We start from the raw sequence: 15,642 nt of genomic DNA, 5'->3' as shown, positions 1-15,642 counted from the left end.
TGTTTTGATTGGTTTCTGATTACAGATCTATACAGCAGAACGAAAAGAGACAGCCCGCTGAGTACGGACTGCCTTTAAAGGGGATGAATACATCACCAGTTCAGTTCGTTTAAAAACGCAAGAATGTCTTGATTAACTGTGTTCATATCTTTTCCTAACGTCATTAAATGTTTCGAATTCGCAAATCCTTTAATCGTTTTTTGATCCGAAGCTACGCTTTCAAAAATCTTCTCGGCACTCGTCTTGTACGACGGGTCATCCAGTTCCCCGTACAGGACGTGAACAGGCGAGGTAATACGTGACAACTGGTCTCTCGTCTGATTAATGAGTTGTTCAAAGTCGGTTAATGAATCGAAGGGGAGGTGATCAAGTTTAGCTATTTCAGACTCGATCTGTTTGCCATCTTTCCCTTCGAGTTGCTTATAGCGCTTGGCATAATAAATTATTCGTTCTTTTAGAACGGCTGCTTCCTTATACATCGGCACGGACAGGGTGACCACACCGTTTACTTTCAACTCCTGTCCCATTTTCAGGGAAAGTACACCGCCAAGGGAAAGACCGGCGACCGCTATATGTTCGAATCCTTTGCCTTTCAACAGTTGATAACCGTTGAGTGCATCCTGCCACCAGTCGGCCGGTCCATAGGTCAGAAGGTCTTCTGCCGGCAGACCGTGTCCACTGAGTGTCGGGGCGTAGCAGGAATACTGATTTTGCTGCAAATAACTTCCGAGCTTTTTCATGTCGTTCGGATTGCTGGTAAAAGAATGTAAAAGCAGAACGGCTCTCTCGCCACCTTCATAATAGAAAGGTTTTGGGGGTAATAGTTTCATGGAAAGGAATTCCTCATTTCGTAGTTTTTATTATAAATAAAAATCCTAGTCATCTTCAAAATGTAAAATATTATTCTGTTCTTACTTTTTCAATTCCTACATTTTGTAAAAAATATGATAAGGTGGATATATATTTTTAAGGGTCATTTCATCACAAAGGGGGAGCTAGCATGAGTTTATTTGTTAATGAACTTAATTACATAGATGATAAAGATAAGACTACTGTACTTGAAAAACTCTCTTTTTCCATTTCTCCAGGAAAATCATTGGCAATCAGTTCTAATGTTACCCATCGCCAACTACTTATTAAAATACTTGAAGGTCGTGTACGCAGTGCTAACAAACATATTCTTGTGAATAATTATCACCCAGGAAATACTATACAATATCGTTCATCCATCAGTTTCTATTACGAACATCCATATACATATGATAGGTTAAACATTTTGGATCATCTAACTTTTTATAAGAAACTATACAACAGCTCAAAATCGATTCCAGACATACTCGAAATTACACAACTGAACGAGATAGCAAAAAAAAGAACCAATAAATTAGATCATTCTCAAAAGAAGCGCCTACAGCTCGCAATTCTTATTTTACAGAACACACAGGTCATTGTTTTCGATGAGCCGGATCAAAACATTGATCAATATACCAAGAACATACTTTTCAAAGTCATTGAACTATTATTGAAGGAAGAAAAATGTCTATTGATACTGACAGGCAGTATGGAGAGCGCGATTACTTTATCTGAGGAATGCTACGTACTTAGTAGCCTCGGTCTTACGCTCATCAATACGGAAGTAGAGGATGAAGACGAGAAAGCAATCATTGAAGAAGAGAATAAGGTCAATGGACCTGAAGAACGTCCTGCCTTTTCGCCTCTTGAGTTGAACAAGGTTGTCGCTAAACTTGAACGTAACCTGATTCTGCTCGACATAGACGAAGTCAAATTTTTCGAGAGCGCATCAGGGAATGTCCAAATTCATGTAGCTGACACAATGTTACCTGGTCTGTATACGATGAATGAATATGAAGCGACTCTACAGGACCGACATTTTTTCCGATGTCACCGCTCATATCTCGTCAACTTGAAAAAGGTACGTGAGATTGTAACCTGGACACGGAATAGTTTTAGTCTTGTTCTCGACGACCGTACTGAGGTTCCGTTATCTAAGAACAAGATACACGTCCTTAAAGAGATGCTAGGAATTAAATGATGATTTTTTAGCAAGCTAATTACTCTTTTCGTAAGCAGGATGACTCCTTTCGTCCTTAAAATAATGCAGTGTATAGCGATTCCCATTATTCTGAGGTTAGAAAACGAGAGGAGTGCTACTTCATGGAAAAAGTAATTGAAATTGAATCATTGACGAAACACTTTTCAGACAAAACAGCCCTTGATGACTTAAACTTCTACATCAATCAAAAAGAAATTTTCGGACTACTCGGACCAAGTGGTTCTGGTAAAACCACCATGATCAAAATTTTAACTGGTCAAATGAAACCTTCCGCGGGTTCGACCAGTCTACTCGGAATCCCCTCCGAAAAACTCAAGCAAAAGAATACTTTTCAGAAGGTAGGTATCATGACGGATAATAGCGGTCTCTATGATCGCTTAACAGTGAAGGATAATTTAAAGTTATTTTGCAAAATCTTTTCTGTATCTGAGAATCGTATAGGTCGTGCACTGGAGTTAGTCAATTTAGGTGACGAGCAGAATAAGAAAGTCGCCCTGCTCTCGAAAGGGATGAAACAACGGGTCCTGCTCGCTCGAACTTTTTTGCACCAACCCGAAATCTTATTTTTAGATGAACCAACTTCTGCACTGGACCCAGTGAATACTCAGGCCATCTACTCGGCCCTAAAAGACATGAATCGAGACGGTGCCACGATTTTTTTAACGACTCACGATATGGTAGAAGCAGATACTCTCTGCGATCGTGTCGCCTTTCTAAATCGAGGTCATATCCAATTACTGGGATCACCGAAATCAATTAAACAACGTTTTGCTGATGAGACATTAACACTCGAATCATCGGACGGCTTAGAACACGTTTTCGAATCTAATGAGAAAGATGCCCGTCATATCTATGAAATGTTACGTACTAATCAGGTTGTATCTATCCATTCTAACGAGCCAACTTTAGAGGACGTGTTCGTAAAAGTAACAGGGAGTGAACTAAGATGATATTTTCAATCAATCGTGCGATGGCCATTTTCCAGAAGGATGTCAAAGACGTGTCAAAAAACGTTTTCGTCGGGACGACACTTTTAGTTCCTATCTTGATGGCGATCGTCTATAAAAACATCGGTGAGGTGACGTTAGAAATTCACTACACCGTCATCAATCTGACATTCTCTTCGGTAGCTGCTTTCGTTCAATGCACATTAATCGCAGAGGAGAAAGAGAAGAACACCTTACGAAGCTTGATGTTATCACCTGCTACGACGCTTGAAATCTTGGGGGGGAAGAGTGTTTTAACTGCTCTGATTACACTCCTTACCATAATCATTAGTGCCGTCATTACTGGTTACACACCATCGCATCTGTTTATCATTGTGATCGCACTTCTCATCTCTTGCTTGTTCTATCTCGCGTTAGGAACGCTTCTGGGATTGATGACTTCCTCCGTCATGGAAGCTTCTGTCGCTGTATTGCCAGTCATGTTTTTATTTGGATTCGGAACACTGCTTCAGCAGGTTTCTGATAAATATCCGGTACTTTCTGTTGTCGATTATTTGCCGAACTTACAACTTTTAGAGCTAGCGAAAAAGGTTGAAGACGGCGCCTCCTTCTCCTCACTATCAATTAATCTGATCATTATTCTCATAGCTGGTGTTCTATTCAGTGCTTTAGTTTTCATGATTTACAAAAAGAGAACATTAAGGGATTAAGATGCTCTACATCACAGATTTCATGTATCGATGGGAGGAATAATGATGAAAAAAATATTATTAGCGATTGTAGGTACACTCTTTGGTTTACTCATCATGTACGTCATTCAGAACGGATTATAAAACTGTCGATAGGAGGAATTCACATGACGATTAGTGTTTTATCACATGGGCTAAATTCTAACTCCGTGTTTTACGAGGATGCCCGTATCGGAATAAATACAAAGCATAGCTTCCTATTACTAAACGTTTCTGAAATTCTGTATATAGAAAAAATCGAAAGACATGTACGAATTTACTTAAAAAATGACGACCATATTGATACTTCAGAAAACCTAAAAGCTATCGAGTTGAAGTTAAGCAAATATGAATTTTATCGCCCACATAAATCTTTTATCGTTCCGTTAGGAGATATCCGAGAAATATCATCCGATCATTTCATGGACTCCTATAATATCCACCTCGTAGAAAGTAAAACTCACATAAAACTAAGCAAGCACAAGTATAAAGAATTACGGAATATTCTAGTGACAGCATGCCAAATCAATCTATAAATTGCTTAGAAGAAGCAACTAATTTTTAAAAGCTACAGATATGCAACTTTATGAAGTTATCATCTATTTGCTCACAGCTTATAGTAAGAGCATGTTCAACAGCAACTATTAAAAACACTTGTTGATGGACAAACTACTATTAGGAGGTCATACAAATGACAAACGAGCAAATCATTCAATCGTGGAAGAGTCTTGATGAAACATCTGTTATCGCTAACCCTGCTGGTGAAGCGGTAAACGAATTGAACTTCGAAGAAATGTCACGTATCAATGGTGGTGGAGACGTTCAACCTGAAACAACTCCATTCTGTGTAGGTGTCATTGTAGGGGTCACTATTTCACTATCTAGATGTAAATAATTTCTTTATTACTTATAAAAAGGCACCGATCATCTTTGATTCGGTGCTTTTTTGTATCCCGCAAAAAAATTAAATATCCCCTGAAAAGTGAACATATCCCCCTCTCACTTACATAACTAAGCCTCTTACGAAAGAATTCATTTATTTACCCAAAATTACAATAAAATTACTATTAATCACTTATTTTTCTAAGCGAATTTTAGGAGGTAAAACGATGGATATCCAAACGAAGCTTAGTGGAAAAGAAACAGAAGTAGCAGGCTTGATAGCAAAAGGATACAAGGATGTTGAAATTGCAAAGACCTTGTTCATCAGCCAGCGACGGGTGGGCGAGATTGTCTTCAATATCAAACAAAAATGGGGAATCCAATCACGTGTCGAGCTAGGTATCATCGCCTTCGAATACAAGCTCATCCAGAGTCCCCTCGCCAGGATGAAGTCTTAAACGAAAAGGAGAATGATGATGAAACGAGTAGCTTTTATAGAGCAAATGGAACATAGCGAATGTGGATTAGCATGCATGTCTATGATACTAAGCTATTACGGTCATCATTGTTCCATATCTGATTTACGAGAAGAGTACGATATTCCGAGTAGTGGGGCATCCTTTTTGAACCTCTCGCACATCGGCAATGACATGGGAATGAATTGTAAGGGTTTCTCTTGTTCTACAAAGGATTTAGAGTTTTTGCGCGGATCGATACCCTTTATTGCTCACTGGAATCAAAATCATTTCGTCGTGATCGAAAAAATCGGGAAGCACGTACATATCGTCGATCCGGCATTAGGAAGACAGCGTATTAGCATAGACGAATTTTCCAGGCATTTTAGTGGATTTTTGATGGCGTTTTCTCCTAACGATCAGTTCATCCAAAAGAAGAAAAAGTCTATCATAAAGTTCTTTTGGGGATTCGCTAGGACGCATCAAAGATGGATTTATGTCACTCTGATTTTTTCTTTATTACTTCAAACACTTGGCTTGTTCATCCCTATGCTTACAAAATGGGTAACGGATGACGTCATCATATCCAGGGACCAATCATTGATTAAGTTCATTGGTCTCTATATCATGTTTCTATTATTGCTCAACATCGTCTTTTCGCTTGCAAGAGGATTTGCCATCACACGTCTTCAAAAGCTTATGGATAAATCCATGATGACGACTTTCGTCAGTCATCTGTTCAACCTTCCCTATGCGTTTTTTGAAAAGCGGACGGGTGGAGATTTATTGTTCCGCTCCAATTCTCACTTGGTGATTCGACAAATCCTTTCAAATCGTGTAGTCGGATTTTTGATAGATGGCATCCTGCTTGTCGGTTATGCAATCATGATGCTTCGGCAATCACTCCAATTGGGTCTCGGAGTGATTACATTAAGTATTTTTCTATTCATCATACTCGTGTCTTTCACTCGAGTCACACAACGCCTAAACAATAAAGATGTAGTCGCTCAATCAAAGGTACAAAGTCATTTATCCGAGGCAATCCACGGTGCGAGTGATGTGAAGATGCTGGGAATCGAACATCAAGTAGTTGGCGAATGGGCTAGTAAATTTGAGCACCAGTTGACGATTACAGAAAAAAAGAATTACTGGAACACGATCCTTAATACGATTGCGGGTAGCGTTCAGTTCATCGTTCCTACGGTCCTTCTCTGGTATGGCAGCATGCTAATCCTAGAAGGCAGATTGACGATTGGTGAACTACTAGGGTTCAGTGCTCTTGCCTCCATGTTTATGATGCCGATCGTATCCATTGGTATGGGATATACGGAACTTCTGTATCTTGGTTCCTACGTCCAGCGTTTGACAGATGTATTGGATGCAAAAGAAGAGGAACTCCACCTTGACGAAACGGAGCTTCCTCGCCTAAAAGGGCACATCGAATTAAAGAATGTATCCTATGCTTATGATTCCTTTGCGACACCGACATTGAAAAATGTGGACCTCGTCATCCGCCCCGGTGAAAAGATTGGTGTCGTCGGCGCCTCAGGAGCCGGAAAAAGCACCTTAGCCAAGCTACTGATTGGATTTTATCGTCCTACTGAAGGTGATGTTCTTTATGATGAAATGAGTCTCAACACGATAGACATCAGGCAGTTACGTCATCAAACAGGGGTCATTCTACAGGAGACAAAGCTCTTCCATAAGAGCATCATCGACAATATTTGTCCAGGTGAAGACCCCGATTTTGAAAAAGTTGAGAGGGCTACGCGACAAGCTAACCTCCATGATGAAATCATACGCTTACCTATGCAATATCACTCCATGCTATCCGAAGGAGGAACAAATCTTTCAGGAGGGCAGCGTCAACGCCTATTACTCGCACGCGCTTTATATCACGATCCGTCGATCCTTATCCTGGATGAAGCGACGAGCGCCCTCGATAACCTAAACGAGAACTTGATCGATGACAACATCTCGAAACTCGACTGTACGAGAATCGTCATTGCCCATCGTCTTAATACTGTCCGGAAAGCAGATCGAATCATCGTATTAGACCAAGGAAAAATCATCGAAGAGGGCTCACATCAAGCATTGATGGCGAAGAGAGGATACTATTATGAACTTTATCACGCTCAAGACAAGGAGATCATTCATGCCACATAATCAGACATGCTTTTATAAAAAGTCGTTCCTGTCAGCCGTCGCTGTCTGTCTTTTTGCTACATTGTTTCCATCTGTGTCATCTGCAACAGGGGACGTAATGCCTTCAAGCACGGACATACACTCAAGTCATCTAGACAAGAAATATCCCGGTCAAAAATACAGCGTTTCGATGTCAGGCGCACAAGGCTTGCAACTGGATTCGCGCTTCGTAAGGGATTTTATTGACCCGGTAAAGAAGAATCCAGATCGGAACCTCACCGAGCAGCTCCCAGAATATTATATGGACTGGGGATGGAATGTAAAGGATGTAACCTCCAATCTGGAATCGCATCGTCAGACGAGAGGGTCAAACCTGACTACTATTGCTATCATCGATAGCGGAATCGATGAGAATCATCCGGCATTGAGCGAAAACATCGTTTCGGGCGGTAGAAGCTTCGTACCCGGCGAAGAGGGGACGAAGGACCAGACCGGTCACGGTACGATGGTGGCTGGAATGATTGCAGCCAAGGGAAAAATGTCTAGTATCGCTCCTTCTATCGGTATTGTTCCTTATAAAGTCTTCGGAAAAGGAGCATCAGAGTCAGAATGGGTGATACAGGCCATCAAACAAGCTACTAAGGATAATGTGGACGTTATTAATCTAAGTTTAGGCACGTATAAGGACCCGACAAATAAAGACGATGCCAAGGTGATCAAAGCCTACGAAAAGGCTATTAAGTATGCTCATAAAAAAGGTATCGTCGTCGTCGCGTCTTCCGGTACAGATGGATACAACATGGACGATCAAAAAGAGTTGGCGAAAAAGATCGGGAACATGAAACGTGCCGTTCATCTTCCAGGAGGGCTCAAGGATACCATCACGGTTGGCGCGACCAATCGATTGCTCCAGCCGACTGATTACTCGAATTACGGTAAGGAAGTGGATCTCTCTGCACCTGCAGGTGATTATGGAGCTGATTGGTCATCCAGCGGTATCGCTGATATTGAAAGCTTCGTCCTTACCACATATCCGACCTATCTCCCTCAATCTCCAGTCAGTCAAGCGCTCGAGCTTGATCAAGGATATGAATTTATGATTGGTACGAGCCTAGCATCACCACAGGTGGCTGCAGTCGCCGCACTACTCATCGATGTCGCGAAGTCTGCAGGTGTCGATCTCTCACCAGATATGATTGAACGCCTATTGAAGAAGAGTACGACGCCATTCCTTTATTCAGATAACGTACGGAAGGGTGGGAAAGGAATCGTGAACGCGAATAGCGCCTTGAATAACCTTAAAATTCTTATCGAAAAGGGGAGTATTCGGAAATGAGTACTGACATTAAAGGATCTACTTCATGGAAAAAGGCGATGTATTTAGAAGAACTTAAGCGTCCCTTTGTTCAAGGACGGTATAAAGTCGTTCAACATGAATATGATCGGGTAGCTAAATGGAGACATTATTCGTTCTTGATGGATCAAAAACTTTTTGAAAACCGATTACAAGCAGAGAATCTGACACGTGAGCAATTTGAACAATTGTTGAATGGAGAGATAGAGGAGGATACTGATGTTCCCGAGTGGTTGCACTCTTTTCAAACGATTATGTCCAAACCCCTCGAAATCGGTGATCTAAGAGTCAATGGACTCCATGAATCATTCACACCTTTTCTGTCATATGCAAAGTCTGAAATCGAAGTAGCACTACCTAAAGGGCATCCTTTTTATAATCATTGTACAGATCAATTCATGCCATCACTACTCGAGAACCTGTCCAATCAATTTCTCCAGCTGGCAGCTCGAACCCTTACATTGGAGTTGAATGTGTCGCGGCTTCGTGAAGAACTCATTGGAAATAGCCCAGAAGAGCGTTTCGAATCGTTCGTAGCAATCAAACTGCGCGATCTGGAGGGATTGAATGCTTTTTACGAGGAATACATCGTTTTAGCCCGATTGTTGACGACACGAACCCTTTTCTTCATTGATAACATGGTACGTTTTATGGAACATTATGTTTCAGACGTGAAGTCCCTCCAAAAAAACTTCGAATCGGAGCAGCTAACACTTTCAGACGTGGAACTCGGCCTCGGAGATTCCCATGAATGCGGTCAGTCCGTGATTGAAGTAAGCTTTCTCGAGACCACTACGAGACTGATCTATAAACCAAAATCTCTCCAAGTTTCGCTACAAGTACACGAACTGCTTGGTTGGTTCAATCAGAAAGGATTCCAGCATCCTTTCTCTACATATCGAATCGTTGATCGGAACGAATATTGTTGGGAGGAAAAGGTCTTAGCGCTTCCCTGCGAGGACATAGATGGACTCAAGAGACATCATCATCGCCTAGGTGGATTGCTCGGCGTTATGTATATTCTTAAAGGGACCGATCTACATTTCGAAAACATCATTGCTTCTGGCGAGCACCCCCTCATCATCGATAATGAGACTTTGTTCCAAAACCACCTTGCTGACGTCTTCGAGGACAGCGCGGAAGTACAAGCCAAGTTCAAGATGGTCGACTCTGTACTGGGCACCGGACTGTTACCCACACTTGGTTTTAAATCTCACGATGGCAAAGGGATCGAGATGAGCGGGATGGGGGGAAGTGCTCAGGAACTTCCTTTCCCGGTACTTCAATCCGAGAGAGAAAACACAGATGAGATGCGATTCGTGACGAAACCATACTGGACAGAAGAGAAAGCAAATCGTCCTTCGCTGAAGGGCTCTAACATTCAGACGTCAGATTATGTCGAGCAGATAGTCGAGGGCTTTACAGACGTCTATTCCATCGCGATGCAACATAAAGATGAGCTGAACAAAAACATCGAGAACTTTTCTAATTTAAAAATCAGACATATTTTAAGAAGCACAAATTTCTACGCCAACTTTTTGACGGATACCAATCATCCTAATTTCCTTAGAGAGGCCTTTAGTCGAGAGATGATCTTAGACCGTATGTATTTCTCCCATTATCCATCAATGATCGTCGCAGCCGAAAAACGAGAACTGATTAATGGTGATGTTCCTTACTTCTATACGATGCCGTCCTCGCTATCCTTATTCGATAGCACTGGCCACGAATATCCAAACGTCTTTGAAGAAACGGGGCTTGAAAAGGTCCATCGCAAAATTCAGTTCCTGGATGATAAGACGCTGCTCGAACAGCAACAATTAATCCGAAGCTCTATCATGGCATCTGAAAGTTCGCTTGACGTCTCTCTTCTTTCCACTGACAATGCTCCGATCGAACCGCTCGCATCAAAAGACTATCTTGCTGCTGCCGTCGCCGTAGGCGATGAACTACTCGAATCAGGTGTTTGGAACAGGGATATGACCGAACTGACATGGTTGGGTATTGAGACGAACTATAATGGCCAAGCAGGCGTATCAGTCATAGGTGAAGATTTCTATAACGGGACGAGCGGAGTGGCAGTATTTATGACTCATCTCCATCGTTTAACCCAGATGGATCGATTTAAGCAAGCCGCTGAAGCGGCAGTGGCTTCTGCGCTTCGCTCCGCAAAACCATACAATGCATTTTTATCTGCTTATCATGGACCAATTTCCTTGATCAATGCACTCACACTGATCGATCAGGCTAATGAGTCTTATCAATATAAGAAGAACGTTGAAGTCTTTATTGATTACCTTAATGGGAAAGAGCATCAATCGAGTAACTACGATCTTCTTGGCGGTTGTGCCGGTATCGTCCATGCCTTGCTGAATGCCTACGAACATTATGGAGAGAAAAGATATCTTGAAGTCGCTGCTTCCTATGCAAAGAAAATTCAGCAAGAGGCAGTCAATATGGGGAACGGACATGCGTGGCCAACCGATCATGAAGGGGACATCATTTATTTAGGCGGTCTTGGTCACGGCGTATCTGGTATCCTAACTGCTCTCTTACGTATGGACAAGTACATTCCAAAAAAGGAGAATGTTACTATCGCATTATCTGCGCTCGCTTATGAAGATTCCTTATACGATTCTGGGAAGCGAAATTGGAGAGATTTAAGAAAGTCTGAAGAGTCCTATGGTTTCTATTGGTGTAGCGGTTCTACCGGAGTCGGTTTTAGTAAACTATCTCTATTGGATATCCATAATAGAGAAAAGTTAATGAAAGATATCGACATTATCGTCGAGTCAATTAAAGAAAGCTATTTATCCGAAGATCATTGTCTTTGTCATGGAGATATGGGCATCGTAGATTTTCTGATCACAGCTGCTCTTAAGGCAGGAAAGCAAGAGTGGACTGCTCTTGCTCACGAATTGGCTGCAAAGGTCTATCAAGACCGTACTAATCACGGTCAATATGTATCAGGAATTGCTAACGGTACAGATACACCTGGATTGTTTTTAGGGAAATCTGGAATAGGGATGCAATTTTTACGACTAGTTGATTCTAACAAAGTTCCCTCGATGTTAAATTTATACTAATAAGATCGATAAATACACTTCATGAGCGACGACATGAAATGTTTCTCAAAATAAAAACATTATTTTCTAATAAAACATCAATATGTCGTCTATTAAAGGACATATTGATGTTTTATTATATATATTTTTTAGTTAAAGCTCTGAATGTATCTCATTGTTCATTTTATTTTACTAAAATAAAATAGTATTTATTTTGAAACAAATTTATTTATCGTTACTTTCATTGATATCTTTGAGGAAATAATTGAACTCCTGGTCACGTTAATTTTTCTTACAGAGAGGTTATATCTAATACTTCATCATATTTGATATTATGTTAACTGTTTTCAAAGTTTTATTTACTTGTGATAATAGGTAATTATCACAAGTAAAATGAATAAGTATCTACTAAAACTATCGACATCAAAAACGTCCCCGAAAAAGCGGGGACGAAACGTACACCTTATATTGTTAATTCACACCGTCTCATCCGTAAACGTTTCACCGGTCCGGCGCACGGTCGCTCCGAGTTCAGCGGCAATCGCGTTGATCGCTTCCGAATCCTCGTTGACTTCGCTGATGATGATGACGCCATAGTGGTCGGGATTGATCTGGTTGAGTGTCCGGTTAAACAAATCAAACGAATCGCGTTCGTTTTTTTCGTCCCGGTTTGCGCCGATCAGGTATCCGGCGACAGAACCGACGAGCATGCCGAATGGTCCGCCGACAACGCCGACCGCCATTCCGATCAACGAGCCTTTAAACGATTGATCCTGTTGCGTGAAGTCGATTGCATCGATGAAAGAGAAGCCGTCCGTCTCATTGCGTTCAGCGAGGACCATCTGTTCCATTTCAATCTCTTTGATCGCTTCGAGATCCTTGATCATTTCAAAACCGGTTTTGGCTTTTTCCAGATCGTTGAAAATAATCGTCGTGACGACGTGTGTTGCATCGTTGTTTTTATATTGTGCCATAATTTCCGCCTCCAGAAAGTTCTGATGTCGTTCTACAATTTACTTGTACCCGTAACAGAACCATTAAAAACTAGAAAGCGCGTGTCGTCATAAGCATATGATTGATATAGCTTCTCAATTAGGTGATAAGTAAAACTTATTGAAGGTCTTTTGTTCTTTCAAATTGTAACGGGGCTCATATTATACTATGATAGAGCTGTACAAGTAAGCGGTATCAGGGGCTTGATGTCGTCAACACTTAAAGGGGGAATCAGCATGAAGCAAACGCAACCAACGCAAGACGTGTTTGGTGCACGCCGTTCGTTTGAAGCAAACGGTAAAAATTACAACTATTACAGCATTGAAAAATTGGAAGAACTCGGTCTGACGGAAGTCAAACGTCTTCCGTATTCAATCCGTGTGCTGCTTGAATCCGTCCTTCGTCAACAAGACGGTCGTTCGATTACACAAGAGCATGTCGAAAACTTGGCGAAATGGGGAACTGCCCAAGTATCGAATGATATCGATGTGCCGTTCAAGCCGTCACGCGTCATCTTACAGGATTTCACGGGTGTTCCGACGGTCGTCGATCTCGCGTCACTCCGTAAAGCGATGCAGGACCTCGGTGGAGATCCATCGGTCATCAACCCGGAAGTTCCTGTTGATCTCGTCGTTGACCACTCGGTTCAAGTCGATTCTTACGGATTTGCCGGCGCACTCGCTGAAAACATGGATCTTGAGTTCGAACGTAACGAAGAACGTTACAAATTGTTACGCTGGGCAACAACGGCATTCGACAACTACCGTGCTGTACCACCTGCAACAGGAATCGTCCACCAAGTTAACCTCGAGTACTTGGCATCTGTCGTTCTTGAAAAAGAAACAGCAGACGGTTCGGTTGATGTCTACCCGGATACACTCGTCGGAACGGATTCTCACACAACGATGATCAACGGACTCGGTGTCCTTGGTTGGGGTGTTGGTGGAATCGAAGCAGAAGCAGGAATGCTCGGACAACCGTCATTCTTCCCGGTTCCTGAAGTTATCGGTGTCCGCATCACAGGTGAAATGCACCCTGGAACAACAGCAACGGACGTTGCTCTTCGCGTGACGGAAATGTTACGTCAACAAAATGTTGTCGGTAAATTCGTTGAGTTCTTCGGACCATCACTTCACTTGATGTCATTATCTGACCGCGCGACAATCGCCAACATGGCGCCTGAATACGGTGCGACATGCGGATTCTTCCCGGTGGATACGGAAACGTTGACGTACCTCCGTCTGACAGGCCGTGACGAAGACTTGATTGAAAAAGTCGAGAACTACTCAAAAGCAAATGGCTTGTTCTACACGCCGCAAAATGAAGATCCAACGTTCACGAAGACAGTTGAACTTGATCTTTCAACGATCGTTCCTGCACTTGCCGGACCAAAACGTCCACAAGACCGGATTGATTTGACGGACGTGCACACGTCGTTCCAAAAAGCGTTGACAGCACCACAAGGAAACGCTGGTTTTGGTCTCGCGGAAGAAGAAGCAAGCAAAGTCGCTGTCGTTCAATTCAAAGACGAAGCGGTTGAGATGCGTACGGGAGACCTCGCGATCGCAGCGATCACGAGCTGTACGAATACATCGAACCCATACGTCATGATCGGTGCCGGACTCGTCGCGAAAAAAGCAATCGAACTTGGATTGACGGTTCCGAAATACGTCAAGACATCCCTTGCACCGGGATCAAAAGTCGTAACGGATTACCTTGAGAAATCAGGACTTCAACCGTACCTCGATCAACTCGGCTTCAACACAGTCGGTTACGGATGTACGACATGTATCGGAAACTCGGGTCCACTTGACCTTGCCGTCGAAAACGCGATCCTCGGATCAGACCTGCTCGTCTCGTCTGTCCTCTCAGGAAACCGGAACTTCGAAGGACGGGTTCACCCGCTCGTCAAAGCGAACTACTTGGCATCACCACCACTCGTCGTCGCCTATGCGATTGCCGGAACAGTCGACGTCGACATCATGAACGCGTCACTCGGAACAGGCAAAGATGGACAAGAAGTCTTCTTCGCGGACATCTGGCCGTCACGTGACGAAATCCAAACGATCATCAACACGGTCGTCACACCGGAAAGCTTCCGTGCCGAGTACGATTCAGTCTTCACAGGAAACGAACGCTGGAACAATCTTGACGTGCCGACAGGCGATCAGTATGACTTCGACGAAGAGTCGACATACATCCAAAACCCGCCGTTCTTCGAGAACTTGGCGAAAGAAGCCGGTCATGTCGAAGCATTAAACGATCTCCGTGTCTTCGGTAAGTTTGCGGATTCTGTCACGACAGACCACATCTCACCAGCCGGTTCATTCTCGAAAACGACACCAGCCGGACAATACCTTGTCAGCAAAGGTGTCGCACCAAAAGACTTCAACTCATACGGTTCACGTCGTGGTAACCACGAAATCATGATGCGCGGAACATTCGCGAACATCCGGATCCGTAACCAAGTTGCTCCAGGTACAGAAGGCGGCTTCACGACGTACTGGCCAACAGGCGAAACAATGGCGATGTACGACGCTGCGATGAAGTACAAAGAAGATGGCACAGGTCTTGTCATCCTCGCTGGTAAAGACTACGGAATGGGTTCATCACGTGACTGGGCAGCGAAAGGTACAAACCTTCTTGGTGTCAAAGCCGTCATCGCCGAGAGCTTCGAGCGGATTCACCGTTCTAACCTCGTCATGATGGGTGTCTTGCCGCTCCAATACGTAGCTGGCACATCGGCTGAATCACTTGGCTTAACAGGTGAAGAAGCAATCAGTATCGCAATCGACGAGTCAGTTCGTCCGCGTGACATCGTCGAAGTCACAGCGACAGCTGCAGACGGAAAAGTCACGAAGTTCGAAGCGATTGCTCGTTTTGATTCAGAAGTCGATATCGATTACTACCGTCACGGCGGAATCTTACCGATGGTTCTCCGCGAACGCTTGCAAAACTAAACCGTTTACATTAACGTTTGAGGTGGGGGCAACCCCACC

12 protein-coding genes are annotated in these 15,642 nt (G+C 43.0%); 10 read left to right on the top strand and 2 right to left on the bottom strand.

The window, feature by feature from the left end; translation table 11 throughout:
- Positions 1–92: 92 nt before the first annotated feature.
- Positions 93–830 (bottom strand): alpha/beta hydrolase, encoded by a 738-nt coding sequence (locus MUN34_RS08590; protein WP_247857546.1) that lies wholly within the window; start codon positions 828–830, stop codon positions 93–95.
- Positions 831–1,000: 170 nt separating this feature from the next.
- On the opposite strand from MUN34_RS08590, the gene MUN34_RS08585 reads away from it, so the two are divergent.
- From MUN34_RS08585 to MUN34_RS08545, 9 genes are all read left to right on the top strand, one after another.
- On the top strand, positions 1,001–2,053 hold the full coding sequence (locus MUN34_RS08585; RefSeq protein WP_247857545.1) for a LytTR family transcriptional regulator DNA-binding domain-containing protein: 1,053 nt from the start codon (positions 1,001–1,003) through the stop codon (positions 2,051–2,053).
- 122 nt (positions 2,054–2,175) lie between these two features.
- Entirely contained in the window at positions 2,176–3,024 is an 849-nt protein-coding gene (locus MUN34_RS08580; RefSeq protein ID WP_247857544.1) for an ABC transporter ATP-binding protein, read from the top strand.
- Complete coding sequence (locus MUN34_RS08575; RefSeq protein ID WP_247857543.1) at positions 3,021–3,731, top strand: ABC transporter permease; 711 nt, start codon at positions 3,021–3,023, stop codon at positions 3,729–3,731. Before MUN34_RS08580 ends, MUN34_RS08575 begins: the two co-directional genes overlap by 4 nt.
- A gap of 146 nt (positions 3,732–3,877) precedes the next feature.
- Positions 3,878–4,285, top strand: coding sequence for a LytR/AlgR family response regulator transcription factor (locus tag MUN34_RS08570; RefSeq protein WP_247857542.1), 408 nt, complete (start codon positions 3,878–3,880; stop codon positions 4,283–4,285).
- A gap of 155 nt (positions 4,286–4,440) precedes the next feature.
- Positions 4,441–4,644, top strand: a complete 204-nt coding sequence (locus tag MUN34_RS08565; protein ID WP_247857541.1) for a mersacidin family lantibiotic — start codon at positions 4,441–4,443, stop codon at positions 4,642–4,644.
- A gap of 214 nt (positions 4,645–4,858) precedes the next feature.
- Positions 4,859–5,089 (top strand): response regulator transcription factor, encoded by a 231-nt coding sequence (locus MUN34_RS08560; RefSeq protein ID WP_282104342.1) that lies wholly within the window; start codon positions 4,859–4,861, stop codon positions 5,087–5,089.
- Positions 5,090–5,107: 18 nt separating this feature from the next.
- Positions 5,108–7,252, top strand: a complete 2,145-nt coding sequence (locus MUN34_RS08555) for a peptidase domain-containing ABC transporter (protein WP_247857540.1) — start codon at positions 5,108–5,110, stop codon at positions 7,250–7,252.
- Positions 7,242–8,567, top strand: a complete 1,326-nt coding sequence (locus MUN34_RS08550) for a S8 family serine peptidase (protein WP_247857539.1) — start codon at positions 7,242–7,244, stop codon at positions 8,565–8,567. The genes MUN34_RS08555 and MUN34_RS08550 overlap by 11 nt, the downstream gene beginning before the upstream one ends.
- Positions 8,564–11,671 (top strand): type 2 lanthipeptide synthetase LanM family protein, encoded by a 3,108-nt coding sequence (locus MUN34_RS08545; protein WP_247857538.1) that lies wholly within the window; start codon positions 8,564–8,566, stop codon positions 11,669–11,671. The genes MUN34_RS08550 and MUN34_RS08545 overlap by 4 nt, the downstream gene beginning before the upstream one ends.
- Positions 11,672–12,126: 455 nt before the next feature.
- Here MUN34_RS08545 and MUN34_RS08540 read toward each other — a convergent pair whose 3' ends face one another.
- Positions 12,127–12,624 carry a hypothetical protein gene (locus MUN34_RS08540; protein ID WP_114596155.1) on the bottom strand — a complete coding sequence of 166 codons (498 nt, stop codon included), beginning with the start codon at positions 12,622–12,624 and terminating at the stop codon, positions 12,127–12,129.
- Positions 12,625–12,879: 255 nt separating this feature from the next.
- On the opposite strand from MUN34_RS08540, the gene acnA reads away from it, so the two are divergent.
- On the top strand, positions 12,880–15,603 hold the full coding sequence (gene acnA, locus MUN34_RS08535; RefSeq protein WP_247857537.1) for an aconitate hydratase AcnA: 2,724 nt from the start codon (positions 12,880–12,882) through the stop codon (positions 15,601–15,603).
- Positions 15,604–15,642: the final 39 nt, after the last annotated feature.

Origin of the sequence: Exiguobacterium sp. 17-1 (genome assembly GCF_023096305.1) — a bacterium.
GTDB classification, from domain to species: Bacteria; Bacillota; Bacilli; order Exiguobacteriales; family Exiguobacteriaceae; genus Exiguobacterium_A; species Exiguobacterium_A sibiricum_A.
The sequence above is the reverse complement of the archived record's forward strand: the minus strand, read 5'-3'. Positions and strand labels throughout refer to the sequence as shown.